Source organism: Rickettsia tamurae (assembly GCF_000751075.1).
GTDB classification, from domain to species: Bacteria; Pseudomonadota; Alphaproteobacteria; order Rickettsiales; family Rickettsiaceae; genus Rickettsia; species Rickettsia tamurae.
Genome location: NZ_CCMG01000008.1, coordinates 94,414 through 116,040 on the forward strand (window position 1 = coordinate 94,414; position 21,627 = coordinate 116,040).

The following is a 21,627-nucleotide window of genomic DNA, read 5'->3' on the forward strand; positions in this document are numbered from 1 at the left end:
CTCACCTTGCCTTGTGAACTCCTAGCTCTTTTTGAAGTTGATCTTCGTATAGAAAATGGGAAAAATAATATGAATAGAACCGCTATATTTTGGCTAGTTTTTTTAGGGCTTTTTATAAGCGGTTTTATGCTAATTTCAGACACAGTAAAACCATTTTTTATCGCATTTATAATATCTTACTTACTACAACCTGCTATAGGTTTTATCGCATCAAAATTTAAAATATCAAATAAATTTGCATCAAGCATAATTTATCTGATATTTTTGAGCATATTTTTCTTAAGCTTAACTATTTTAGTGCCGATAATTTATGGACAAATTTTTACTTTTATAAATAATATTCCAAAATATAAAAATTATTTACAAGCAGAAATATTACCGCCTATAATGGCAAAAATTTATTCGATAGAACCTGATATTGCCGGTAAAATCAAGAATTCTTTAAGCAATTTTATAAATAGTATATTTACTATACTTGGCAGTATTGCTAATAATTTTTGGCGTTATACCATTATTACCATTAACATATTTGTTTTATTTTTACTTATACCTATAATATTATTCTATTTCCTACGTGATTGGGCTAAAATTATTGCAAACATGAAATCATTATTACCTATAAAAACCCGACCGAAAATCCTTGAAATATTATCGGCAATTAATAATCTGTTATCTGCTTACATAAGAGGACAGCTAAATATTTGCTTATTATTATCTACTTATTATAGTATTGCATTTACCGTAATAGGTATTGATCTCTCTCTTTTACTTGGCATTTTAACGGGATTTTTAGTTATTATTCCTTTTATCGGTACTTTTATATCGTTTCTTTTGACTCTAATTATCGGTTATTTAACTTTCGGCATGACCGCAAAATTATTATATATAATGATAATTTATTTAGTTGGGAATATTTTTGAGTCTTATATTATAACTCCTAAAATTATCGGTGATAAAATAGGGTTGCATCCTCTTTGGATTATATTCTCGATTTTTGCCTGCGGCAGTTTATTTGGAATTATTGGAATATTTTTTGCTATACCGATTGCAGGGATTACAAAAATTTTACTCCTGAATCTAATTAAATTTTATAAATCTAGCAAATTCTATCGAACAGACGGCTAAAAAATTCTTATAACAGTGCAGCAATATATATTTCGTTTTACTACTTCTAATAAATATCATCCTGATGAGTTTATTGTTTCTAGTTCTAACGATCAAGCTTATAATATTATAAAAAATTGGCAGTGCGGCTTTGGCGTTAATCCTTATAAATTTACTTTATTAATTAAAGGACCTTCTTCGTCAGGCAAAACTTATTTAACCAAAATATGGCAAAATTTAAGCAATGCCTATATTATTAAAGATATTTTTTTTAGTGAAGAAATTTTAGAAAAATATAATGCTTTTATCATTGAAGATATTGAAAACTGGCAAGAGCCGGCATTACTTCATATATTTAATATTATTAACGAAAAACAAAAATATCTTTTACTTACCTCATCTGATAAAAGCAGAAATTTTACTTTACCCGATTTATCTTCACGTATTAAATCAGTACTTAGTATTGTGTTAAACTCACCTGACAATGAATTAATCAAAATTCTAATATTTAAGCATTTTTCTATTTCTTCGGTAACAATATCCAGACAAATAATAGATTTTCTTTTAGTAAATTTGCCTAGGGAATATTCTAAAATTATAGAAATATTAGAAAATATTAACCATTTTGCTTTAATTTCCAAAAGAAAAATAACAACTTCATTAGTCAAAGAAGTTTTAAATAACTATAATCATAAAATATTGTAACTTTTTCCTTGACTTTAAATCTTCTCAATATAACCTTTCTATAAATTAACTTTTTAGAAAAAATTGTGTTGGGATACGAAAAAAACAAAAAAGTTTAAACAGAGAACAAAAACGGGCTATAGGCTTACTATCCATAGGTACTTTTTAGAGTATTTTGATCTTATGCTATATGTTCATATGGCAGTACTACTTAATGAGCTTTTCTTTCCGCAATATGATAATCACGTTAATCGCCTTCTTGCAGCTTTTTCTTTTTGTTCTACTTTTATTTTTAGACCCTTAGGAGCTTTATTATTTGGCTGGATAGGCGATAATATAGGTCGGAAATCTACAGTCATTATTACCACTATTTTAATGTCGTTTTCTTGCATCGTTATGGCTAATGCCTAAGTAGGTGCTAGTGCTGCTTGGATAGTAACCATATGCCGTATAGTGCAAGGTATGTCATCCATGGGAGAAAGAGTAGGAGCAGAATTATATTTAACAGAATCTGTCGGAGTTCCTAAACGCTTTCCTGCCGTAGCATTTGTAGGAGTATGTGCTAGCTTAGGATTAACTGTGGCCCTTGGCGTAGCAACCTTAGTTACATCCTGTGGCTTTAATTGGCGTATCGCATTTTGGGTAGGTGCAGGAATTGCATTAATAGGTAGTGCTGCTAGGACTACTTTACGTAAAACACCGGATTTTGTTGATACTAAGCGTAGAATACAAGAAACTATAAAAGATAGTAATATAATTGATGTAGCAAAGATAAAAAATAATCCTGTATGGCAGGAAAAAGTTAATAAGAAGACTGCAATCTATTATTTTTTAATACAACTAGCACAACCGGTGTGGTTTTATTTTGCTTATATTCATTGTAGTAATATACTTAAAGATTCGTTGCACTATACCGCTGAAGCAGTAATACATCAAAATTTTATTATTTCTTAGTAGCTATAGTAGAATTTTTTGTAGCACTAGCACTTACGTGTTTATGCTATAAATTTCATCCACTAAAAATTTTAAAAACGCAATTAGTAATATTTTTAACTTTTCTTCTATTTAGTCCATTAATATTAGATAATATAACGCAAGGCTGACAAATTCTCTTAATTCAACTAATTGTAGTTACTTTTTCTCCAAGTGAATTTCCGGCAATTCCAATATTTTATAAAAGTTTTCCGGTTTTTAAACGATTTACCTATGCTAGCTTTATATATGCTTCTTCAAGAGCCGCTATGTATGTAATTAGTTCCTTCGGGCTTGTTTATTTAACAGAACGTTTTAATAATTTAGGGTTATTGATGATAGTAATTCCTATTATTATAGCGTATAGCCTCGGTATATCACATTTTAAAAAGCTAGAAGTTGAAGCAGGAAATTATTATTGAATATAAAAGGCGAAATGCGGCTTTCACCTTTTATATAAATTAAATTAGTTATATACTTTATCTTCTTCAGCTAGTTCGATTTTAATTATTTCAAGCAGAGAAAAAACCTTACAATATTCTTCAAGCTTTTCGTTTATTTTTTGTAGTTCGCTTAAAGCACTACTAACATCTTCTTGTACTAAATAGGTTTCTACAGTTTTATTCTGTTCTAATGTTTTAAGCATGATATCTTGTAACAATTTATTATAGTGATTTTCTAACTTAGATGTATTTGACATAATGATTAATAAATAACTTTGTATTTTAATTAATATATGAATTTTTTAATAATACAATAACTTTTAGTTAGTTTATGTTATTATTTATTTCTCTTTGCTCTATTAACACTAATTCACCACAAATATTTACTCTAAATTTGTATTTTAAGTAATTTAATTATAGATAACTATTAACAAATTTTAATAATTATCTATAATGCACCCTAAAACAGATTAAAGGCATACAAATAGAGCGAATAGAATGGCGAGACCTATAGAAGAAGAAAATAAATATGCACAATTACTAGAAAAAGATTTAGATATTGTAAAGGAACAGAGAAAAAAGGCATAATCCAATAATATAAACACAGTACCTAAAAAGCAGCCTCCAATATTTAGAAGTATGGATGATATAGAAATTATACAAAGGCGTAACTTGAGCGTATAATTTCTCAAGAAACAGTAAAAAGTAAAGATGATTTATATATAATAGAGCAAGAACAGATACAAAAATTAATGAGTAGAGGCACAAACGCCTTAAAAAACCATGAACAACACCCAAATACTATTTATAAAAGTGAGCATAAAGCACAAACTAACTCAAGAACATCCAATATTATAATATTATAAATAGTATTAAGACCTCAAAAACATGTGGTAATAAAGAAAATAAGCAACGTAACAGGAAAGATTCTTTTTAATAAAACCACAGCTAGCGTACTCGATAGCAAGTAGTATTATGCTGGCAACTATAGCACCTGCAACAGCTCCATTTATGTTTGTATCAGCTACTGCCATGGCAACATCTATAGTAGGTAAAGCAATAATAGATGTAGTACATACTCGAAAGATACGTCTTCTTACACAAGAAAATAAATTATTAGAAAAACATCGTGATGATTTGAGTAAACAACAAGCCCTTTTAAAAATTGATCCAAAGTTAAAAGATGATTTACATATACATAATGATAAACAGCAAACGAAAGACAAAAGTAATAAAGGTACCAAATCATTATTTATAGCATCGGTTATAACAAATGGAATAAGTAATATAGTAAACGTGGCGGGGATATCTGCAGCTATAGTCGGTAATAATGTAGCACAAATAATTTCATCAATAAATATAGGATTGCAATCATTAAAAGGTTCTAAAGATTCGGTAAATCAGATCCAGGATAGGATAAAGTTAATTAAGGAGCTAAACCATAATATTAATCAAGAAAAACAAAAAGCAGATATAGGTAATTATAAAAATATACAAGCATTAGCAGAGATAGGGTATAAATAAACTATTCAAACCGAAGCATTAACCGCTTTATTACAAGATAAGAATTACTTTAAATTTACCGATCAAGAAAAACAACAGAGATTTAATCAGCTTAGTAAAGAAATAACATTAAGACAGCATCAGAATATGCTGATACAAAAAAATAACATCACAAAATATAATAGTAGATATACTGAAAGATATAGGTAGAACACATAGTCCTTTTTATAAACAACCGGAACAAATAACTACTCATAAAAGCGTGTTAACAAAAGCAGTTGAAAATGCAAATACTAACGATCATAAGAAATATAAAACAATACAGTTACAAAAGAAATTAGAACTAAGCGGCACAGAAAATATAGTAAATAGAATCGAGAAACAATTAATTAATAACAATACTATTTCTAATAAAAATACAGGTACGCCAAATAATTATATAAAAAGAATTGCAAAAAAAGATTTAGGGTTAATAAGGTAAAATAGGAAACCATCAATAGACCTCTTGCATAACCTAATCTTATAAAGAGGAAACACTCACCTCACACTGCAGTATACAAAAAATATGTGAGGATATGAGTACCGGATTGACGTACAAATATTTTTTTCTCTCAATTAGTTTATTATCATATCATTAAGTCATTATGAATAGGCAAAAATAAGCTAATAGTAAGTTGCACTTCATTTTCTTATTTATCGTATAAAGCGAAATTTCCTATTGACTTTTATATAAAACAGTATAATTTCTTTACAATTTAACTTTTGTAAAGAAATTATGCTCGGCTATGAGAAAGAACAAAGAAGTTTAACACGTAATCAAAAAGAAGCAATAGGATTAATATGTTTTGGAACATTTTTTGAGTATTTTGATTTAATGCTATATATACATATGGCAGTAGTTATCAATGAATTATTTTTTCCTAAAACTGATCCTCAAGTTACTTCGCTTTTATCTGCTGCCGCATTTTGTTCTACTTATTTATTAAGACCATTTGCAGCTTTGGTACTTGGATGGATAGGTGATAATATAGGTCGTAAATCAACCGTTATTATTACCACATTTATAATGGCTATATCATGTTTTATTATGGCTACTTTACCTACTTATGCAGAAAAAGGCATCGTAGTTTCGTGGATTATGATAATTTGTCGTATGTCTCAAGGCGTATCTTCTATGGGAGAAATAGTAGGAGCAGAGTTATATTATATGTTACTGAGACTACTAAACCGCCAGTTCAATATACCTATGTTGGTATAATAAATATAGCTGCTCAGTGGGGTGGCATTATGGCATTAGCATTTGGTATTATTAGTATTACTTATCTTTTTAATTGGCATTATGCCTTTTGGGGAGGAACTAATAATAGCTTTAGTAGGTTTTATAGCAAGAACTAATTTACGTGAATCAACGGAGTTTATAGATGCAAAACGTCGAATAAAAAATACTTTAGAAAATTTTGGAATAAATGATAAAGAATTATCATTTAAAGAATATGTAGAAGAGAAAATTAATATAAAAACTATTTTAGCTTATTTCTTTCTTGTAAATTCTGGTTCTGCTTGTTCTTATCTTACTTATATTTATTGTGCATCATTATTAAAAACAAATTTTAATTATACTGCACTCGAAATTATGAAAAATAATTTTTGTCTTGCTATTGCTCAATTAATCTTAATGATTACATTAGTTTTGTTAACAAAAAAATTTCATCCTCTTAAATTATTAAAAGTTAGAGCAATTATATTTTTAATTTGTATGCCTTCTAGTATTTATTTACTAAATAATATAACTACTTCTTCAAGTTTATCTAAAATTCAATTACTATTAGTTATAACAAGTATAACTACCAGTACTGCTGCATAAATACTTTATAAAAACTTTCCAATATTTAAAAGATTTACGTTTACTACTCTTAATTTATGCATTTTCATCAATTTTTATATACGTAGTTACTTCGTTTGGCATAGCTTACTTAGTAAATATATTAGGAACTTACGGAATTCTTCTTATTATGATACCGGTAGGTATAGCGTTCCACTGGGGAGTGACACATTTTGAATCACTTGAAAAAGTTCGGTATAATTATTAGAGTTAAAAATCTGTTCCTTCAAATTTAATTCGCTTAAGTTAGTTTGTTGTTTAAATATATTCCAACAAAGTTGAACCAATATATATTCTATTTTATATATCTCAAGATATGCACAAACTTGTAAAAAGCTCATTAAAGTTTCTTTTATTATTTTTTTAGCTTTCTCAGGTGATTTAGCTCCTAAAGTCTGTATATTATGGACTCTATCAAAAAGTTTTATAAGTGCCGTATTATATCTTTTCTGTTTAATTAATAGATTTAAGCTTTCTTCAGCAGTGATTTTCCCGTAAGGTTTAATCTAGTTAGGCCTTCTACATGTTTCGCTACCTCTGCTCCAAAAATGCCGTTAATCATTTCTTCAGTTAATTCTGTATCCTCAACAGTATCATGAAGTAAAGCAGCTTGTAGCATTATGGTCGTAAAAAGCTTAGGAACTTCTTCAGCTACAAACTCCGCAAGCATAATCGTCACCTCAATCGGATGAGAATAATAAGGATCACCTGATTGACGCATTTGAGAACCATGATATTTACGAGCGTAGTAAATGCCTTTTTTAACCTCCTCTATATCAATAGGATTTTCTACTTTAGTGTTTAATCTTCGAGTTTATCAAGTAATTTTTTAGCGTAAACGCATACTTCAAACTTTTTTTTCCAAGAGCTTATATCTTCCATAAAAGTTATTTTTTATTTTTGTTAATAATAGTTGATTACAATTAAAGCAAAAATTAAAAAATTGCAATAACAAACAATTTTTTAACTTTAAATATATTAGCAACTTTTGGTTATTTTGTATTTTAGCAACTATCATTTTACTTTATTAGCTGCTTTAATTTCTACTTCCTCTTGCAATTTATACTTTGCTATTTTTTCCTCTACATTTGAAAAGCTAGCAAAAATAATGGCAAAAGTAATAAATAATGCGGAAAAGAGTTACAGTAGAATTCAGAAAGGTTCCGACAAGGTAAATTTAAAGGCGAGAGTACAAAATTCGCTTGTATCAAGCTTTATGAATTACGCTGTATATGAAAGATTCTAAAAACTCGTATGGATCAGGAAACTCATTCAGTGTCATATCGTGGCTTATTGACCACGATATAGCATTATTACGTGAATCAATTCATCCTATCATCCTAGCTCGCTTGGCATTGTTGCGTGGATCGAATCCACTGTGTCACCCCAAAAATAATACAAAATACTGATAATTTTAGTATTTTTAACTGGATCCCGTGGTCAAGCCACGGGATGACAGAGGTGAAATTGATCCACACAACAATGCCAGCTCGCCTGACCACAGGTTCCAAAAAAAATAGCCAAGTAATGTAATATTATAATGAAATACGTAACTATCAATCTCTAAATGGATAATCTCCTCTCGTTTTCTTCTTGTCAACAAATTGCGTAAACTTTATAGGCCTCTCTTCGGAAATGAGGATTTAGAGAGGAATTTGAACCTCAAACCGCAGCATATATACTTAGTACGTAAGGATGAGGGGTAAGGATCGACGTACAAATTACCTCTAGAAGTAGAGTTTCCGAAGAGGTATATTGTATGACACTGAAAGTGTCTCCTGACCCACACAACAAAAAACTATAGTAAATCACCTTAAATTAGGTGAAAGATAAAATAGAAATCGCACCTAATTTAAGGTGACTTACTATACAACTATAAAGAACATGGGAATTTAGAAAAAGTAATAAAAAATGCTAAAATTTAGTATTTTTTTACTGGATTGTCTCGCCAATTACTTCGTAATTTTCCTGCAATGGCATTAAATTATTAACTAATATATACTTAGTTAGAAATGCCATTTCACAAAAGTACTGTCTTTCTTGATAGGTTTAACTATTGTAACATTTAAGACTGAAAAGCTTGAGTTTAAGCTTCATGCATTGTTTGATGTTTTCGTTGAAATACTAAAAACTTTTGATTGGTGGGCGATGACGGACTCGAACCGCCGACACTCTCGGTGTAAACGAGATACTCTACCAGCTGAGCTAATCGCCCATATTTTTTATTAATTAGTAAAATAACATTATTTATAATTTAGCAAAATTTTATTAGTTTTTGCTTTTAAATTACCTATAAAGTGTTATTTACTTTCATTCAAACTTTTTATTTGTCTTGATAATCTGCTGATTTTCCTTGAGGCGGTATTTAATTTAATTATATTTTTTTTTACACCTTGCATTATTTTAGACTGAGCAATAGATAAAGCTAAGTTAGCATTTTCTTTATTACCAAGACTGATTTCATGTACAACTTTCTTTATAAAAGTTTTTATTGCACTAGATCTTTTTTTATTGATTAGAGTTCTTTTTACTGTTTGTCTAGCAGCTTTTTTTGCTGAAGAATGATTAGCCATTACCGAGTCCCTTATATTTTAATTTTTAATTTCTTCATTAGCATCTTGCTGTATATTTCCTTTAGCATTAATATCTCTATCTACAAATTCAATATATGCTATCGGTGCTAAATCACCATAACGGAATCCGGCTTTTATTATTCTAGTATAACCGCCAGGTCTATCTTTATATCTAGTACCTAAAATATTTATAAGCTTTTCTACTGCTTTTTTATCTTTTATTTTTGATAAAACGCTTCTTCTTACCGTTAAATCAGCTTTTTTAGCTTTAGTAATTAGAGTTTCAATGTAAGGTCTTAATTCCTTAGCTTTTGGTAAAGTAGTTTTAATTTGTTCATGGGTTACAAGTGCTACAGCCATATTAGCGAGCATTGCTTGCCTATGACTACTTGTTATATTTAACTTTCTACCTTTAATTTTATGTCGCATTTTTATTAGTCCTTAATTATAAGAATCTTCATAACGTTTAGATAATTCCTGAATATTTTCCGGTGGCCAATCCGGTACATCCATACCGAATCTTAAATTAAATTTTGCCAATATTTCTTTAATCTCATTTAAAGATTTTCTACCGAAATTTGGAGTTCTCAGCATATCGGATTCCGTTCTTTTTACTAGATCCCCTATATATATTATATTATCATTTTTTAAACAATTTGCCGATCTAACCGATAATTCCAATTCATCAACTCTCTTAAGTAAATAAGGTGAAAACGTTAAAGCATCAGTTTTAACTTGCTTATCTTCTTCCTGTTCTTCAAAAGAAATAAATAATTGTAATTGCTCTTGTAAAATACGTGCAGCCAAACCTACAGCCATTTCAGGTAATAAATCACCGTTAGTTTCTACAAACATAATTAATTTATCATAGTCAGTAACCTGACCTACCCTAGTATTTTCTACCTTATAAGTAACACTCTTTACTGGGTTAAATAAAGCATCTATAGCTATTTCACCAATAGGTAAATTATCCTCATAACTATTTGTGCTAAGTACATATCCTTTACCAACCTTACAAGTTAATTCCATTTCAAACTGCTTGTTCTTAGCTAGATTACAAATTACATGATCCGGATTCAGTATTTCTACATCATGACCTGTTTCAATCATACCGGCCGTTACAACACAAGGTCCTGTTGCTTTTAATTTCATGATACGTTTTTCCGCAACATGCATTTTTACTTCAATACCTTTAATGTTTAAAATCACTTCCGATACATCTTCTTTTACACCGGGTATAGAAGAAAATTCATGTTCTATAGCAGGGATCTTTATAGAAGTGATAGCTGCTCCTTGTAAAGAAGAAAGTAATACTCTTCTCATAGCATTACCGAGTGTTAAACCAAAACCTCTTTCTAAAGGTTCAACTACAATTTTAGCTTTATTATTGGTTTCCGGAAAATTTTCATAAGCGACTTTATTTGGCTTTATTAAAGTATTCCAATTTTTACTTAACGATAACATTTAATACCTATGATTCTCTTATACTCTTCTTCTTTTTGGCGGTCTTACTCCATTATGAGCAATTGACGATACATCTAAAATTGATGTAACCACAAAACTTTGTCCAAATAAAGCTCTCATTGCTGATTCACGCTGAGCTCCCGGTCCTCCAATCCTAATAGAAATAGTTTTTAGACCATATTCTTTTGCTTTTTCCGACGCTCTATCAATTGTTACTTGAGCTGCATAAGGTGTTGCTTTTCTTGCCCCTTTAAACCCATTACCTCCTGCCGATGCAGAAGAAATAGTATTACCTTGGATATCAGTAAATGTTACTATAGTATTATTAAATGATGCTCGGATATGCACAACACCAAGAGTGATAGTTTTTTTCTTTTTCTTAACTTTAACCGTCTGATTCATTATTTATACTCTATACTTAAACTATTATTTTACAGCTTTTTTCTTTCCGGCTATCGCAATAGCTTTACCTTTTCTAGTTCGAGCATTAGAATGCGTGTTCTGTCCCCTCACCGGCAACTTACGTATATGTCTAAGCCCTTGATAACATCTTATATCTTTCTTTTTCTTAATATTAAGCGTAACTTCTCGTCTTAAATCACCCTCAACTTTATACTCGCTTTCAATAATATTACGTAAGCTTATTAACTCTTGATCCGTAAGTTCTTTGACTTTTTTATCTTTCGATATTTTTGCTTTATTACAGATCTCTGCTGCCATAATAGGTCCAAGACCATAAATGTAAGTTAAACTCACAACTAAACGTTTATTATCGGGAATATTAACACTTGCAATTCTTGCCACAAATAATCTCCAAAATTTTACTGGTAACTAGAAAATAATATAAAAATCTTTAATAAAGTCAATTTATTTTTAGTATTTTCTGTATATCAATTTCTATTTCTTGTTCATTTTTACTTCCATTAACTATATAAAAATTACCACTATTTTTATAATAATCTATTAACGGATATGTTTCTGTTTTATATACTTCAATTCTTTTTTTTATTACTTCTTCATTGTCATCTTTTCTATAATCAAATGTACTTGAACCGCAAACATCACATACATTATCAGTTTTAGGCTGCAAGAAGTAACTATTATATATTTTACCGCAATTTTTACAACTATATCTTCCTAAAACTCTTTTAATTAATAATTCATCTGAAACATCAAAATATATTATTTTAATTTTTTCTTTAATAAATGATTCAAAGAATTTCGCTTGCTCTAAATTACGCGGATATCCATCTAATATATAGCCGTTTTTATATTCAGAGGATAATAAAAAATTTTTGATTACTTGATTAACTATTTCATTAGGGATAAGCTCCCCTTGCTTAACATAATTATTAATTAACTCAGCTTCACTAGTTGATGTTTTAATAATTGTTCTAAATATATCACCGATTGCTATATGTGGTAAATCAATTTTTTTAGCTATCTTTTTTCCTTGTGTTCCCTTTCCAGCTCCTGGAGGACCTAAAAAAATTACTATCACTATTTAAGCTCATTTTTAATTTTTTAATTTTACTTTCTTCATTAAACCTTCATACTTACTACTAAATAAGTAAGTTTGAATCTGAGTCATAGTATCAAGTACCACATTCACTACAATTAAAAAACTCGTACCTCCTAAAGAAAGAGAGATTACATACTTATTCATTAATAGCTCCGGAATTACACATATTACACTTAAATATATCCCACCTATAACCGTAAGCCTTGTAAGTATATAATCAAAATAATCAGACGTATTTTTCCCTGGTCTTTTACCCGGAATATAAGCACCGTATTTTCTTAAATTATTAGCAGTTTCTTCAGAATTAAATACTATTGCAGTATAAAAAAAACTAAAAAACATAATTAATGCTACATACAATAAAATATATACGGGTTTTCCATGCCCTAAGTAATAAGTAAGCATGCCCATAGTTTCTGAATTACTATTAGAAAAATTAGCAAGCGTAGCAGGAAATAGTAAAATTGAACTAGCAAATATTGGAGGTATTACACCAGAAGTATTTAACTTGAGAGGCATATGCGTTGCTTCTCCTCCATAAATTTTATTTCCTACTTGTCTTTTAGGATACTGCACCAATAATTTTCTTTGGGCTTTTTCAAAAAATATAATTATAGCTATTAATACAACTACTCCAATACAAACAGCTACCGCTATTAAAGGCGATAATGCTCCTTTTCTTGATAATTCAAACATACTAATAATAGCACTAGGTACTCCCGAAATTATACCTATAAATATAATTAAAGACGTACCGTTACCTATTCCACGTTGTGTAATTTGTTCTCCTAACCACATTAATAGCATAGTACCTACAACCAAAGTAATTACGGTTGTAACTCTAAAGAAAAAACCCGCTAAAATTACTACAGGACCGGTATTTGTTACAATTGACTCTAAACTTATAGCAACTCCATAAGCCTGAAAAGAAGCAAGCAGAACCGTTAAATATCTCGATAGCTGATTTACTTTTCTTTTGCCGACTTCCCCTTCTTTTTTTAAATTTTCCAAAGGTTTATATGCAACTGACATTAATTGGATAATAATTGAGGCGGTAATATACGGCATAATTGCTAAAGCAAAAATGGACATTCTACCTAGCGATCCTCCGGATAGCATATTGAACATTCCGAGTATTCCGGATTGATTCTTTTCAGCCACACTACTTAAAGCAATTGAATCTATACCGGGCATAGGTATAAAAGACCCAAATCTACATATTATAAGAATGAGAATAGTAAAAACAATGCGACTAACTAAATCATTACCGGATTTTTTAGAAAAATTCTGCCCCATATACTATAATAACTTTCCACCTGCTTTCTCGATTAAATCCTTAGCTTTAGAAGAATAAGCATCTAATTTTAATGATAGAGGAGAAGCGAAATCATCACTACAAATAGATAATAATTTCACTAATTTCCTATTATTTTTATTATTAACTACTCCGGCTTCTACCAATTTTTCTTTCGTAATAGTATAATCAGCACTTAAACGCCCATCGGCTAATGCTTCTTCAATATTATAAATATTTATTATATTGTATTTTTTAGTCGAAATACAATTAAATCCTCTTTTAGGTAGTCTTTTGATCATAGGTGTTTGACCACCTTCAAAACCTTTTATTGCAACGCCGGATCTAGATTTTTGACCTTTAATTCCTCTACCACCGGTTTTTCCTTTACCGCTACCAATACCGCGTGCTATTCTTTTCTTATTTTTTTTAGCACCTATATTATTATATAATTCATTTAATTTCATTTAAAAACTCTAATTACATATTTTCTATTTTTAACAAATGCTTTACTTTTTCAACCATCCCTTTGATTGAATTAGTATTTTCAAGAATAACGGTCTTATTAATTTCGTTTAAACCAAGCCCAACTAATGTCAATCTTTGATCATACTTACGACCTATAGCACTTTTAACTTGAGTAATTTTTATATTATTGATCTTATTATTCATAACTTCACCTTACTTACGCAACATTATTCATTAACTTGAATATCAGAAGATTTTACAGATATTTCATTTACTTTTTTATCTCTTCTCATAGCAATAGATTTTGGTGATGCAAGTTTATTTAATGCATCAAATGTTGCAGAAATCATTGCGTAAACATTCGTTGAACCTATTGATTTAGCAACAATATCATGAACGCCTAAAGAATCAAAAATTGCTCTCATAGACCCTCCGGCTATAACGCCTGTACCTGCTTTAGCTCTTCTTAAAATCACTTCAGCAGCTCCACTTTTACCCACAACATCATGGTGAATAGTCCTATTTTGATATAAAGGCACTTTTATCATTCTCTTTTTAGCGGCTTGTTTTGCCTTTCCTCGAGCTTCGTTTACTTCTTTAGCTTTTCCGTGTCCCGCTCCAACTCTGCCGACTTTATCACCGACAACTACATAAGCAGAAAAAGCAAATCTTCTACCGCCTTTTACTACTTTTGTAACTCTATTTACATCAACTAAAACTTCACTTAAAGTCTCTTCATTTTTTTTAACTTTAGACATTACTACAACCTTATAACCTAAAATTTTATTTTCTCTCTAGCTGCATCAGCTAGAGCTTTTACAACACCGTGATACTTATATCCGCCTTTATCAAATACTACTTCTTTTATCCCTGCAGAATCAGCTTTTTTTGCTATTTCTTCACCTACTTTGATAGCATTTTCAATATTACAATGAGATTTTTTTAATTTCTCATCTAAAGTTGAAGCAGAAGCAATTGTTATAGACTTAGAATCATCAATAATTTGTGCATATATATGTCTACCTGACTTAAATATCGATAATCTAACTCTATTAGATGTTTTAGATATTTTATGTCTTATTCTACTTCTTCTTTTTTCAAATTTTAGCTTAGCACTACGCATATTTAACTCTTAAATTTAATTTTTCTTACCTTCTTTACGCGGTATAAATTGATTTTCAAATTTAATCCCTTTTCCTTTATAAGGCTCAGATGGTCTCTGTTTTATAATAATTGAAGCAAATTGTCCTAACTTTTCTTTATCTGTTCCCTCAAGAATAATAATATTTTGCTTAGGCACCTCTATTTTAATATCTGAAGGTATTTCAATTTTTGTATTATGGCTTTTAGCAAGCATTAAATTTAAATATTTACCTTTTATCATTGCCCTGTAACCGACTCCGTTAATTTCGAGTTTAAGCTTAAACCCTTCTTTAACGCCGGTAACCATATTTGATATTATGCTTCTTGCAGTACCCCACATAGCACGTGCATTTTTATTTGCGGCTAAAGGTTTTACTAAAAGCTCATTTTCTACCAATGAAATTGCTATATTACCTTTAAAAGTTTTTGATAATTCGCCTTTAGGTCCGGATATTTTTACTTCTAAATCATTTAAACCAACTTTTACACCTTCAGGTATAGTAATCGGTAATTTTCCAACACGTGACATTTTTTTACCTTAAAATACTTTACAAATTACTTCGCCGCCAACATTTTTAATATGAGCTTCTCTATCAGACATAACACCGTAAGGAGTAGAAAGAATATATATACCCATATTATTATAATATCCTTTCAAATCTTTAATAGCAGAATATACTCTTTTTCCGGGCTTTGATACTCTATGAACTTCGCATATAGAAGCATCACCGTTAACAGAGTATTTTAAAGCTACTTCAGTATAACTAATATTATTTTTTTGAGTAGTTACATAATCTTTTATATAACCTTCTTTTTGCAAAACATCTAAAATTGAAGTTTTAATTTTAGAACTAGGAAAAGAAACATTTATTAATTTACTTTTATAAGCATTTCTAATTCTAGTTAACATATCTGCTACATTATCCGTCATTGACATATTATTTACCTATCGACTTTTACCAACTTGACTTAACTACACCAGGAACTAAGCCTCTACCTATTAATTCCCTAAGCTTATTCCTCGATATACCGAATTTTCTTGTAACACCTCTTGGTCTACCTGTAAGCTCACATCTATTTCTTATTCTAGTAGATGATGAATTTCTAGGTAATTGTGCAAGCGACATTACCAAAGAAAAACGCTCTTCTAATGAAATATTTTTATCATAAATTTTACTTTTTAACGCTAAACGTTTATTATGTAAACTTTGTGATTTTTTTTTCCTACTTTCGTTCTTTTTTATAGAACTTACTTTTGCCATTATATATATTCCTAAAAATTAATTATAAAAAGGTAAATTAAACCCTGATAACAAAAACTTACTTTCTTTATCTGTTTTAGCAGATGTAACGATTGTAATATCCATACCCCTTATTGTGTCGATTTTATCGTAATTAATTTCAGGAAAAACTATCTGCTCTTTTAATCCAAAAGTAAAATTTCCTTTACCATCAAAACTTTTATAAGAAAAACCACGAAATTCTTTAACACGAGGTAACGCAACAATTACTAGCCTTTCTAAAAAATCATACATTCTATCTTTACGTAATGTAACCTTGCAGCCTATTTTCATATTTTCGCGTAACTTAAAGGTTGCAATAGATTTTCTTGCTAACGTTACAACCGGCTTTTGAGCGGAAATCAAAGTAAGATCATTTACTGCATTATTAATTACTTTGGAATCGGCTATTGCTTCCCCTACTCCCATATTTATAACAATTTTCTTAATTTGCGGTATTTCGTGTTTATTTTTATAAGAAAATTCTTTTTGTAAGTATTCAATAATTTTTTGCTGATATAATTCTTTAAATCTTAACATTATTTACCTTCCTTACCGATAATTTCCCCTGATTTCTTTGCTACTCTAACCTTAGAACCGTCTTCTAAGAATTTAAAAGCTACTTTGGTAGGGTTACCAGTTTTTGGATCGATGTGTGCAATATTTGAGATATGTATAGGTAATTCTTTAGTTATTATCCCGCCTTCACTCATTTGATTAGGTTTAGTATGCTTTTTTACTAAATTTACTCCAGAAACAATTACTTTACTGTCCTCAGGAAAAACTTTTAATATTTTACCTTTTTTTCCTTTGTGCTTTCCGGTAATAACAACAACTTCATCACCTTTTTTTACTTTTAATTTAATCATTTATAACACTTCCTCTGCAAGCGACATTATTCTAACATATTTTTTCGCTCTGAGTTCTCTTGTAACAGGACCGAAAACTCTAGTACCGATAGGTTCATCTTGTTTATTCAAAAGCACTAATGCGTTTTTATCAAATTTTATTGTACTACCGTCAGGTCTTACTACTCCGGTTTTTGTACGAACAATCACGCCTTTATAAACATCACCCTTTTTAACCTTACCACCGGGTATAGCTTCTTTAACAGATACAACTATAACATCACCCAGCTTTGCCACCATATGGTGAGAGCCACCTAAAACTTTAATACACATAACTTTTTTAGCACCGGAATTATCTGCAACTTCCAAGATGCTCTGCATTTGAATCATAAACTACTTCCAATTTTTTATACATGAGAGATAAAATAAACAATCTACCTTATAAAGTCAAAGATTAAAAAACTTTATTCCCCATTTACCACTATCCATGTTTTGGTTTTTGAGATAGGAAGACTTTCAATTATACTAACTTTATCTCCTTCTTGATATTTATTTTCTGAATCATGAGCAGCATATTTTTTAGATACTTTCACGAATTTTTTATAAATAGGATGCTTAAACTTTCTTTCTACTTTTACTGTAACCGTCTTATCAGCTTTTGAACTTATAACCACACCTTGTAACACTCTTTTCGGCATTTTAATATTCCTCACTATTAGATCTTTTTGTTAATTCAGTTTTAATACGTGCTATAGACTTTTTGACTAACGAAAACCTACTAGTATTTTTTAACTCACCTAAAGCTTGTTGAAATCTTAAATTAAACAATTCTTTCTTTAAAAGATTAAGGCTTTTATAAAGCTCTTCTATTGTTTCAGTAGATAACTTACTTCTTAATAATTTCAAATCATTCATAACGTCTCACTATCCTTGTTCTAACAGGTAATTTTGCACTTGCAAGCTCCAAAGCTCTAAGTGCAACATTTTCTTCTACTCCTTCAATTTCAAACATAATTCTTCCAGGCGAAACTCTAACTGCAAAAAATTCAGGAGAACCTTTACCTTTACCCATTCTTACTTCGGCAGGCTTTTTAGAAACAGGAACATCCGGAAAAATGCGAATCCATAATCTTCCTTGCCTTTTCATACATCTAGTAGCAGCTTTTCTTCCTGCTTCTATTTGTCTTGCAGTAACACGCCAACCGTCTATAGATTTTAGACCAAATGATCCAAAAGCAAGCGTCGTACCTGCTTTTGCTTTTGAAGCAACTCTACCCTTATGAGCTTTTCTAAATTTTTGTTTTTTCGGAGCTAACATTTTAATACTTAAAATTAATTATATCTTTTATTTTCTGTATATTCACCTTTATAAATCCACACTTTAACCCCTATAACTCCATAAGCAGTTATAGCCTCAGCTGTTGAATAATCAATATCAGCTCTTAAAGTATGTAACGGCATTCTTCCTTCTATATACCACTCGGTTCTAGCAATTTCAGCACCTCCAAGTCGTCCTGAACAATTAACTCTTATACCTTGTCCACCTTGTTTAAATGAAGCCTGAATTGCTGTTTTCATGGCTTTTCTAAAAGAAACTCTTTTTTCAAGCTGTAGTGCTATAGTTTGAGCTACTATAGCAGCATCTATATTAAACTTTCTAACTTCGTGAATATTTATATAAACTTCTTTTAAAGAAGTCATTTTCTCGATAGCTTTTTTTAGCTTATCAATTTCACTACCGTTTCTACCAATAATGACATTTGGTTTTTTGGCATTAATATTAATTATAATACTTTTATTAGAAGGACGTTCGATTAAAACTCTGCTAATTTGAGCTTGATTAAAACCCTTATTTATTAAATCCCTAATTTTTAAATCTTGTATAAAAAGAGTTTTATAATGTTTTTCTGCATATAATACGGAATCCCAACCTTTAATTAAAGTCGGCCCAACTCTAAAACCATGTGCACAAACTTTCTGCCCCATTTTAATTATCCTCTTTTTCTGTAACAGTTATATAAAGATTACTAAAAAACTTATTTATTCTAGTTGCTCTTCCTTTTGCTCTTGGCATAACTCTTTTCATTACTAAAGCCTTACCTACAGTCGCTTTAGTAATAACCAATCTATCTATATCTAGACCTAAATTATTTTCAGCATTTGCAACAGCAGATTGTAAACAATCTTTTACAACTTTTGCAATTCTTTTAGGAGAAAAAGTTAATTGTACCAATGCTTCAGATACTTTCATATTTCTAATAAAGGCTGCAACTAAATTTAGCTTCCTTGGACTTACTCTAATAGATTTAGCTTTTGCCGTAGCAAAATTTTTATTTTCCTGTACCATATAAATCTTTACTTTCTTTTGACTTTTTTATCTGCTCCATGACCGTGAAATGTTCTAGTAGGAGCAAATTCACCTAATTTTCTTCCAACCATTTCTTCATTTACAGAAACCGGAACAAATTTATTTCCATTATGAACAGAAAAGGTAAACCCTACAAAAATAGGCAAAATCGTTGATCTTCTAGACCAAGTTTTAATCATTTCAGATTTACCTGATTCCATTAATTTTTGAACTTTCTTTATTAAATAACCGTCTACAAAAGGCCCTTTCCATATTGAACGTGCCATACTAATACCTAATTAATTTAAAATCTATTTTCTTTTCTTTATGATAAATTTTGAAGTACGTTTATTTTTACGTGTCTTCTTACCCTTTGTTGGGAATCCCCAAGGAGTAACAGGATGGCGTCCTCCTGAAGTTTTACCTTCGCCACCGCCATGAGGGTGATCTACAGGATTCATTGCTACACCTCTAACATGCGGTCTCCAACCGAGCCATCTATTTCTACCTGCTTTGCCTAAATTAATATTTTTTTGATCCGGGTTAGATATACTACCTATAGTAGCTTTACAATCTAAAGGTACTAACCTAAATTCACCTGATCTTAATTTAATCTGAGCATACCCTGAATCTTTACCTACTAGATCTACTGAAGTACCTGCAGATCTTGCAATTTGGCCACCCTTACCGACTTTCATTTCAACATTATGTAAAGTAGTACCGATAGGAATAAATTTTAAAGGTAAACAATTTCCTATTTTTATATCAGCATCTTGACTTGATATTACTTTATCACCTACAGATAATTTTTGCGGTGCTAGAATATAAGAATATTCCCCGTCTTCATATTTTATTAAAGCAATAAAAGCAGTTCTATTAGGGTCATACTCTATTCTTTCGACAATAGCAGAAATATCTATTTTATTTCTTTTAAAATCAATAACACGATATAATTTTTTATGTCCTCCACCTCTGTGCCAAGAAGTAATTCTACCTTGATTATTTCGTCCACCGGTTTTAGATATACCTTTGGTCAAAGATTTTAAAGGTCTGCCTTTCCATAAACTAGTTTTATCAACTTGAACTAACTCTCTAAGAGAAGGAGTAATTGGATTAAAGTTTTTTAAAGCCATTTTATTTAATTCCTCCGACAAAATCGATATTATGGTCTTTTTCTAATGTAACAATAGCTTTCTTTCTATTGATTTGAGTCCCTATAATTCCTTTAAATCTTTTCTTCTTACCTTTAACGTTTAAAATATTCACTTTTTTTACTTTTACTTTAAATATTTCTTCCACAGCCTTTTTAACTGTAAGTTTTTCAGCAAATTTATCTACATAAAAAGCATATTTATTTTGTTCCGAAAGGGTTGTAGTTTTTTCTGTAATAATAGGTTTTCTAATTAAATCGTAGTATTTACAAGAACTCATCTTAACCTCTCTTCTAAAACGCTCACTGCTTCTTGTGATAATAAGACATATTCATGTCGTATTATATCATAAACATTTGCTCCTATTTGCGGAACAATCATAGTATTATAAATATTTTTTGCAGCTAAAGAAAAATTAATATCTACTTCATTTCCGTCTATTACAAAGAAACTTTTTCCTTGAAACTTGTTTAATATATTTACAAGAGCAGAAGTTTTAGGCTTATCTAGCTTTAAAGAATCTATTACTAATAATTTTCCTTCAGCGAATTTCTCGGATAAAGCATGAATTAAACCAAGTTTTCGTACTTTTTTAGGTAATTTTGTTGCATGACTACGTACTCTAGGTCCGTGAGCTACACCACCACCACGCATCTGTACCGATCTAATGGAGCCTTGTCTTGCATTACCTGTACCTTTTTGCTTAAAAGGTTTTTTTGTAGTTCCTGATACTTCTGATACTGTTTTAGTTTTGTGGTTACCGGACATTGCTTTAGCTCTCTGCCAATCAATAACCTGCTTTATTATATCATCTCTGATAAATTCAACAGCAAATATATCTTCATTTAAGCTAATCCCACCAACTTCTTCATTAGCAAGACTTAATATTTTAGTTTTCATCTTTATTTAACCTTATACAGTCTTATATAAAACTTTTATATAAATAATA

The 21,627-nt window shown here is 30.0% G+C and carries 35 protein-coding genes, 1 tRNA gene and 2 pseudogenes; 9 read left to right on the top strand and 29 right to left on the bottom strand.

Annotation, left to right across the window (positions count from 1 at the left end):
- Nucleotides 1-69 precede the first annotated feature (69 nt).
- The 4 genes and pseudogenes from MB29_RS02265 to MB29_RS13665 all read left to right on the top strand — a co-directional run bounded on the left by MB29_RS02265 (nucleotide 70) and on the right by MB29_RS13665 (nucleotide 3,182).
- Nucleotides 70-1,125: an AI-2E family transporter gene (locus MB29_RS02265; RefSeq protein ID WP_032139044.1), complete on the top strand. Its 1,056-nt coding sequence runs from the start codon at nucleotides 70-72 to the stop codon at nucleotides 1,123-1,125.
- Between the two features lie 15 nt (nucleotides 1,126-1,140).
- A complete protein-coding gene (locus MB29_RS02270; RefSeq protein WP_032138880.1) occupies nucleotides 1,141-1,809 on the top strand; it encodes an HdaA/DnaA family protein in 669 nt (222 codons plus the stop codon).
- 177 nt (nucleotides 1,810-1,986) lie between these two features.
- Nucleotides 1,987-2,742, top strand: a pseudogene (locus MB29_RS13660) (MFS transporter).
- Nucleotides 2,743-3,029: 287 nt separating this feature from the next.
- The gene (locus tag MB29_RS13665; protein WP_032138882.1) at nucleotides 3,030-3,182 is read left to right on the top strand and encodes a hypothetical protein; all 153 of its coding nucleotides are present in this window, start codon (nucleotides 3,030-3,032) and stop codon (nucleotides 3,180-3,182) included.
- A gap of 44 nt (nucleotides 3,183-3,226) precedes the next feature.
- On the opposite strand, the gene MB29_RS02285 is transcribed toward MB29_RS13665, so the two are convergent.
- Entirely contained in the window at nucleotides 3,227-3,460 is a 234-nt protein-coding gene (locus MB29_RS02285; protein ID WP_032138883.1) for a hypothetical protein, read from the bottom strand.
- A gap of 718 nt (nucleotides 3,461-4,178) precedes the next feature.
- On the opposite strand from MB29_RS02285, the gene MB29_RS08175 reads away from it, so the two are divergent.
- The 4 genes from MB29_RS08175 to MB29_RS09040 all read left to right on the top strand — a co-directional run bounded on the left by MB29_RS08175 (nucleotide 4,179) and on the right by MB29_RS09040 (nucleotide 6,570).
- Complete coding sequence (locus MB29_RS08175; protein ID WP_233418873.1) at nucleotides 4,179-4,727, top strand: hypothetical protein; 549 nt, start codon at nucleotides 4,179-4,181, stop codon at nucleotides 4,725-4,727.
- A 241-nt stretch (nucleotides 4,728-4,968) separates the two neighbouring features.
- The gene (locus tag MB29_RS02300; protein WP_032138884.1) at nucleotides 4,969-5,187 is read left to right on the top strand and encodes a hypothetical protein; all 219 of its coding nucleotides are present in this window, start codon (nucleotides 4,969-4,971) and stop codon (nucleotides 5,185-5,187) included.
- Nucleotides 5,188-5,481: 294 nt separating this feature from the next.
- Nucleotides 5,482-5,964 (top strand): MFS transporter, encoded by a 483-nt coding sequence (locus tag MB29_RS11330; protein WP_051965287.1) that lies wholly within the window; start codon nucleotides 5,482-5,484, stop codon nucleotides 5,962-5,964.
- Nucleotides 5,965-6,045: 81 nt separating this feature from the next.
- A complete protein-coding gene (locus MB29_RS09040; RefSeq protein WP_051965288.1) occupies nucleotides 6,046-6,570 on the top strand; it encodes an MFS transporter in 525 nt (174 codons plus the stop codon).
- 146 nt (nucleotides 6,571-6,716) lie between these two features.
- Here MB29_RS09040 and MB29_RS09840 read toward each other — a convergent pair.
- Nucleotides 6,717-7,470 (bottom strand): annotated as a pseudogene (locus MB29_RS09840) (HD domain-containing protein).
- 480 nt (nucleotides 7,471-7,950) lie between these two features.
- On the opposite strand from MB29_RS09840, the gene MB29_RS11335 reads away from it, so the two are divergent.
- Complete coding sequence (locus MB29_RS11335) at nucleotides 7,951-8,121, top strand: hypothetical protein (protein ID WP_215426182.1); 171 nt, start codon at nucleotides 7,951-7,953, stop codon at nucleotides 8,119-8,121.
- A 606-nt stretch (nucleotides 8,122-8,727) separates the two neighbouring features.
- On the opposite strand, the gene MB29_RS02320 is transcribed toward MB29_RS11335, so the two are convergent.
- From MB29_RS02320 to rplD, 27 genes are all read right to left on the bottom strand, one after another.
- Nucleotides 8,728-8,803, bottom strand: a tRNA-Val gene (locus MB29_RS02320).
- An 85-nt stretch (nucleotides 8,804-8,888) separates the two neighbouring features.
- On the bottom strand, nucleotides 8,889-9,161 hold the full coding sequence (gene rpsT, locus MB29_RS02325) for a 30S ribosomal protein S20 (protein ID WP_032138886.1): 273 nt from the start codon (nucleotides 9,159-9,161) through the stop codon (nucleotides 8,889-8,891).
- An 18-nt stretch (nucleotides 9,162-9,179) separates the two neighbouring features.
- Complete coding sequence (rplQ, locus tag MB29_RS02330; protein ID WP_032138887.1) at nucleotides 9,180-9,590, bottom strand: 50S ribosomal protein L17; 411 nt, start codon at nucleotides 9,588-9,590, stop codon at nucleotides 9,180-9,182.
- 12 nt (nucleotides 9,591-9,602) lie between these two features.
- Nucleotides 9,603-10,625, bottom strand: coding sequence for a DNA-directed RNA polymerase subunit alpha (locus MB29_RS02335; RefSeq protein WP_032138888.1), 1,023 nt, complete (start codon nucleotides 10,623-10,625; stop codon nucleotides 9,603-9,605).
- Nucleotides 10,626-10,643: 18 nt separating this feature from the next.
- Nucleotides 10,644-11,027, bottom strand: coding sequence for a 30S ribosomal protein S11 (gene rpsK / locus MB29_RS02340; protein WP_032138889.1), 384 nt, complete (start codon nucleotides 11,025-11,027; stop codon nucleotides 10,644-10,646).
- 24 nt (nucleotides 11,028-11,051) lie between these two features.
- Entirely contained in the window at nucleotides 11,052-11,429 is a 378-nt protein-coding gene (gene rpsM / locus MB29_RS02345) for a 30S ribosomal protein S13 (RefSeq protein ID WP_032138890.1), read from the bottom strand.
- A 58-nt stretch (nucleotides 11,430-11,487) separates the two neighbouring features.
- Nucleotides 11,488-12,126 (bottom strand): adenylate kinase, encoded by a 639-nt coding sequence (locus tag MB29_RS02350; RefSeq protein ID WP_032138891.1) that lies wholly within the window; start codon nucleotides 12,124-12,126, stop codon nucleotides 11,488-11,490.
- 15 nt (nucleotides 12,127-12,141) lie between these two features.
- The gene (secY, locus tag MB29_RS02355; protein ID WP_032138892.1) at nucleotides 12,142-13,443 is read right to left on the bottom strand and encodes a preprotein translocase subunit SecY; all 1,302 of its coding nucleotides are present in this window, start codon (nucleotides 13,441-13,443) and stop codon (nucleotides 12,142-12,144) included.
- Nucleotides 13,444-13,446: 3 nt separating this feature from the next.
- Nucleotides 13,447-13,908 (bottom strand): 50S ribosomal protein L15, encoded by a 462-nt coding sequence (gene rplO / locus MB29_RS02360; protein ID WP_032138893.1) that lies wholly within the window; start codon nucleotides 13,906-13,908, stop codon nucleotides 13,447-13,449.
- A gap of 13 nt (nucleotides 13,909-13,921) precedes the next feature.
- On the bottom strand, nucleotides 13,922-14,113 hold the full coding sequence (gene rpmD / locus MB29_RS02365) for a 50S ribosomal protein L30 (protein WP_008580929.1): 192 nt from the start codon (nucleotides 14,111-14,113) through the stop codon (nucleotides 13,922-13,924).
- Between the two features lie 23 nt (nucleotides 14,114-14,136).
- On the bottom strand, nucleotides 14,137-14,667 hold the full coding sequence (gene rpsE, locus MB29_RS02370; protein WP_032138894.1) for a 30S ribosomal protein S5: 531 nt from the start codon (nucleotides 14,665-14,667) through the stop codon (nucleotides 14,137-14,139).
- 17 nt (nucleotides 14,668-14,684) lie between these two features.
- Complete coding sequence (rplR, locus tag MB29_RS02375) at nucleotides 14,685-15,032, bottom strand: 50S ribosomal protein L18 (RefSeq protein WP_032138895.1); 348 nt, start codon at nucleotides 15,030-15,032, stop codon at nucleotides 14,685-14,687.
- A gap of 15 nt (nucleotides 15,033-15,047) precedes the next feature.
- Nucleotides 15,048-15,581 (bottom strand): 50S ribosomal protein L6, encoded by a 534-nt coding sequence (gene rplF / locus MB29_RS02380; protein WP_032138896.1) that lies wholly within the window; start codon nucleotides 15,579-15,581, stop codon nucleotides 15,048-15,050.
- A 9-nt stretch (nucleotides 15,582-15,590) separates the two neighbouring features.
- A complete protein-coding gene (gene rpsH, locus MB29_RS02385) occupies nucleotides 15,591-15,989 on the bottom strand; it encodes a 30S ribosomal protein S8 (protein ID WP_032138897.1) in 399 nt (132 codons plus the stop codon).
- Between the two features lie 19 nt (nucleotides 15,990-16,008).
- Complete coding sequence (gene rpsN / locus MB29_RS02390) at nucleotides 16,009-16,314, bottom strand: 30S ribosomal protein S14 (protein WP_008580947.1); 306 nt, start codon at nucleotides 16,312-16,314, stop codon at nucleotides 16,009-16,011.
- Nucleotides 16,315-16,332: 18 nt separating this feature from the next.
- A complete protein-coding gene (gene rplE, locus MB29_RS02395; protein WP_032138898.1) occupies nucleotides 16,333-16,872 on the bottom strand; it encodes a 50S ribosomal protein L5 in 540 nt (179 codons plus the stop codon).
- Nucleotides 16,872-17,201: a 50S ribosomal protein L24 gene (rplX, locus tag MB29_RS02400; protein WP_011270638.1), complete on the bottom strand. Its 330-nt coding sequence runs from the start codon at nucleotides 17,199-17,201 to the stop codon at nucleotides 16,872-16,874. Before rplX ends, rplE begins: the two co-directional genes overlap by 1 nt.
- Nucleotides 17,202-17,570 carry a 50S ribosomal protein L14 gene (rplN, locus tag MB29_RS02405; protein WP_008580952.1) on the bottom strand — a complete coding sequence of 123 codons (369 nt, stop codon included), beginning with the start codon at nucleotides 17,568-17,570 and terminating at the stop codon, nucleotides 17,202-17,204.
- Nucleotides 17,571-17,644: 74 nt separating this feature from the next.
- On the bottom strand, nucleotides 17,645-17,878 hold the full coding sequence (gene rpsQ / locus MB29_RS02410; RefSeq protein ID WP_032138899.1) for a 30S ribosomal protein S17: 234 nt from the start codon (nucleotides 17,876-17,878) through the stop codon (nucleotides 17,645-17,647).
- Nucleotide 17,879: 1 nt separating this feature from the next.
- Nucleotides 17,880-18,095: a 50S ribosomal protein L29 gene (gene rpmC, locus MB29_RS02415; RefSeq protein ID WP_032138900.1), complete on the bottom strand. Its 216-nt coding sequence runs from the start codon at nucleotides 18,093-18,095 to the stop codon at nucleotides 17,880-17,882.
- Nucleotides 18,088-18,498 (bottom strand): 50S ribosomal protein L16, encoded by a 411-nt coding sequence (rplP, locus tag MB29_RS02420; RefSeq protein ID WP_011270636.1) that lies wholly within the window; start codon nucleotides 18,496-18,498, stop codon nucleotides 18,088-18,090. The genes rpmC and rplP overlap by 8 nt, the downstream gene beginning before the upstream one ends.
- 14 nt (nucleotides 18,499-18,512) lie before the next feature.
- The gene (rpsC, locus tag MB29_RS02425; protein ID WP_032138901.1) at nucleotides 18,513-19,166 is read right to left on the bottom strand and encodes a 30S ribosomal protein S3; all 654 of its coding nucleotides are present in this window, start codon (nucleotides 19,164-19,166) and stop codon (nucleotides 18,513-18,515) included.
- Nucleotide 19,167: 1 nt separating this feature from the next.
- Nucleotides 19,168-19,527: a 50S ribosomal protein L22 gene (gene rplV / locus MB29_RS02430; protein WP_008580961.1), complete on the bottom strand. Its 360-nt coding sequence runs from the start codon at nucleotides 19,525-19,527 to the stop codon at nucleotides 19,168-19,170.
- An 8-nt stretch (nucleotides 19,528-19,535) separates the two neighbouring features.
- Nucleotides 19,536-19,814 (bottom strand): 30S ribosomal protein S19, encoded by a 279-nt coding sequence (gene rpsS, locus MB29_RS02435; RefSeq protein ID WP_032138902.1) that lies wholly within the window; start codon nucleotides 19,812-19,814, stop codon nucleotides 19,536-19,538.
- A 24-nt stretch (nucleotides 19,815-19,838) separates the two neighbouring features.
- Nucleotides 19,839-20,660 carry a 50S ribosomal protein L2 gene (rplB, locus tag MB29_RS02440; protein ID WP_032138903.1) on the bottom strand — a complete coding sequence of 274 codons (822 nt, stop codon included), beginning with the start codon at nucleotides 20,658-20,660 and terminating at the stop codon, nucleotides 19,839-19,841.
- A 1-nt stretch (nucleotide 20,661) separates the two neighbouring features.
- Entirely contained in the window at nucleotides 20,662-20,958 is a 297-nt protein-coding gene (gene rplW, locus MB29_RS02445) for a 50S ribosomal protein L23 (protein WP_032138904.1), read from the bottom strand.
- Entirely contained in the window at nucleotides 20,955-21,578 is a 624-nt protein-coding gene (rplD, locus tag MB29_RS02450) for a 50S ribosomal protein L4 (RefSeq protein WP_032138905.1), read from the bottom strand. The genes rplW and rplD overlap by 4 nt, the downstream gene beginning before the upstream one ends.
- Between the last annotated feature and the right edge of the window lie 49 nt (nucleotides 21,579-21,627).

Excerpts from the sequence above, each read along its gene's own strand:
- rplF (WP_032138896.1), bottom strand. The coding sequence starts at position 15,581 with ATGTCACGTGTTGGAAAATTACCGATTACTATACCTGAAGGTGTAAAA.
- rpsK (WP_032138889.1), bottom strand. The coding sequence starts at position 11,027 with ATGAATCAGACGGTTAAAGTTAAGAAAAAGAAAAAAACTATCACTCTT.
- rplN (WP_008580952.1), bottom strand. The coding sequence starts at position 17,570 with ATGATTCAAATGCAGAGCATCTTGGAAGTTGCAGATAATTCCGGTGCT.
- rplR (WP_032138895.1), bottom strand. The coding sequence starts at position 15,032 with ATGCGTAGTGCTAAGCTAAAATTTGAAAAAAGAAGAAGTAGAATAAGA.
- rpsN (WP_008580947.1), bottom strand. The coding sequence starts at position 16,314 with ATGGCAAAAGTAAGTTCTATAAAAAAGAACGAAAGTAGGAAAAAAAAA.
- rpsH (WP_032138897.1), bottom strand. The coding sequence starts at position 15,989 with ATGTCAATGACGGATAATGTAGCAGATATGTTAACTAGAATTAGAAAT.
- rplV (WP_008580961.1), bottom strand. The coding sequence starts at position 19,527 with ATGGTACAGGAAAATAAAAATTTTGCTACGGCAAAAGCTAAATCTATT.
- rplO (WP_032138893.1), bottom strand. The coding sequence starts at position 13,908 with ATGAAATTAAATGAATTATATAATAATATAGGTGCTAAAAAAAATAAG.
- rpsQ (WP_032138899.1), bottom strand. The coding sequence starts at position 17,878 with ATGCCGAAAAGAGTGTTACAAGGTGTGGTTATAAGTTCAAAAGCTGAT.
- rpsC (WP_032138901.1), bottom strand. The coding sequence starts at position 19,166 with ATGGGGCAGAAAGTTTGTGCACATGGTTTTAGAGTTGGGCCGACTTTA.
- MB29_RS11330 (WP_051965287.1), top strand. The coding sequence starts at position 5,482 with ATGCTCGGCTATGAGAAAGAACAAAGAAGTTTAACACGTAATCAAAAA.
- rpsE (WP_032138894.1), bottom strand. The coding sequence starts at position 14,667 with ATGTCTAAAGTTAAAAAAAATGAAGAGACTTTAAGTGAAGTTTTAGTT.
- MB29_RS13665 (WP_032138882.1), top strand. The coding sequence starts at position 3,030 with ATGTATGTAATTAGTTCCTTCGGGCTTGTTTATTTAACAGAACGTTTT.
- rplQ (WP_032138887.1), bottom strand. The coding sequence starts at position 9,590 with ATGCGACATAAAATTAAAGGTAGAAAGTTAAATATAACAAGTAGTCAT.
- rpmC (WP_032138900.1), bottom strand. The coding sequence starts at position 18,095 with ATGAATGATTTGAAATTATTAAGAAGTAAGTTATCTACTGAAACAATA.
- MB29_RS09040 (WP_051965288.1), top strand. The coding sequence starts at position 6,046 with ATGCCTTTTGGGGAGGAACTAATAATAGCTTTAGTAGGTTTTATAGCA.
- rpsS (WP_032138902.1), bottom strand. The coding sequence starts at position 19,814 with ATGGCACGTTCAATATGGAAAGGGCCTTTTGTAGACGGTTATTTAATA.
- rpsT (WP_032138886.1), bottom strand. The coding sequence starts at position 9,161 with ATGGCTAATCATTCTTCAGCAAAAAAAGCTGCTAGACAAACAGTAAAA.
- rplD (WP_032138905.1), bottom strand. The coding sequence starts at position 21,578 with ATGAAAACTAAAATATTAAGTCTTGCTAATGAAGAAGTTGGTGGGATT.
- rplP (WP_011270636.1), bottom strand. The coding sequence starts at position 18,498 with ATGTTAGCTCCGAAAAAACAAAAATTTAGAAAAGCTCATAAGGGTAGA.
- rplW (WP_032138904.1), bottom strand. The coding sequence starts at position 20,958 with ATGAGTTCTTGTAAATACTACGATTTAATTAGAAAACCTATTATTACA.
- secY (WP_032138892.1), bottom strand. The coding sequence starts at position 13,443 with ATGGGGCAGAATTTTTCTAAAAAATCCGGTAATGATTTAGTTAGTCGC.
- MB29_RS02285 (WP_032138883.1), bottom strand. The coding sequence starts at position 3,460 with ATGTCAAATACATCTAAGTTAGAAAATCACTATAATAAATTGTTACAA.
- rplX (WP_011270638.1), bottom strand. The coding sequence starts at position 17,201 with ATGATTAAATTAAAAGTAAAAAAAGGTGATGAAGTTGTTGTTATTACC.
- rpmD (WP_008580929.1), bottom strand. The coding sequence starts at position 14,113 with ATGAATAATAAGATCAATAATATAAAAATTACTCAAGTTAAAAGTGCT.
- MB29_RS02265 (WP_032139044.1), top strand. The coding sequence starts at position 70 with ATGAATAGAACCGCTATATTTTGGCTAGTTTTTTTAGGGCTTTTTATA.
- rplE (WP_032138898.1), bottom strand. The coding sequence starts at position 16,872 with ATGTTAAGATTTAAAGAATTATATCAGCAAAAAATTATTGAATACTTA.
- rplB (WP_032138903.1), bottom strand. The coding sequence starts at position 20,660 with ATGGCTTTAAAAAACTTTAATCCAATTACTCCTTCTCTTAGAGAGTTA.
- MB29_RS08175 (WP_233418873.1), top strand. The coding sequence starts at position 4,179 with ATGCTGGCAACTATAGCACCTGCAACAGCTCCATTTATGTTTGTATCA.
- MB29_RS02335 (WP_032138888.1), bottom strand. The coding sequence starts at position 10,625 with ATGTTATCGTTAAGTAAAAATTGGAATACTTTAATAAAGCCAAATAAA.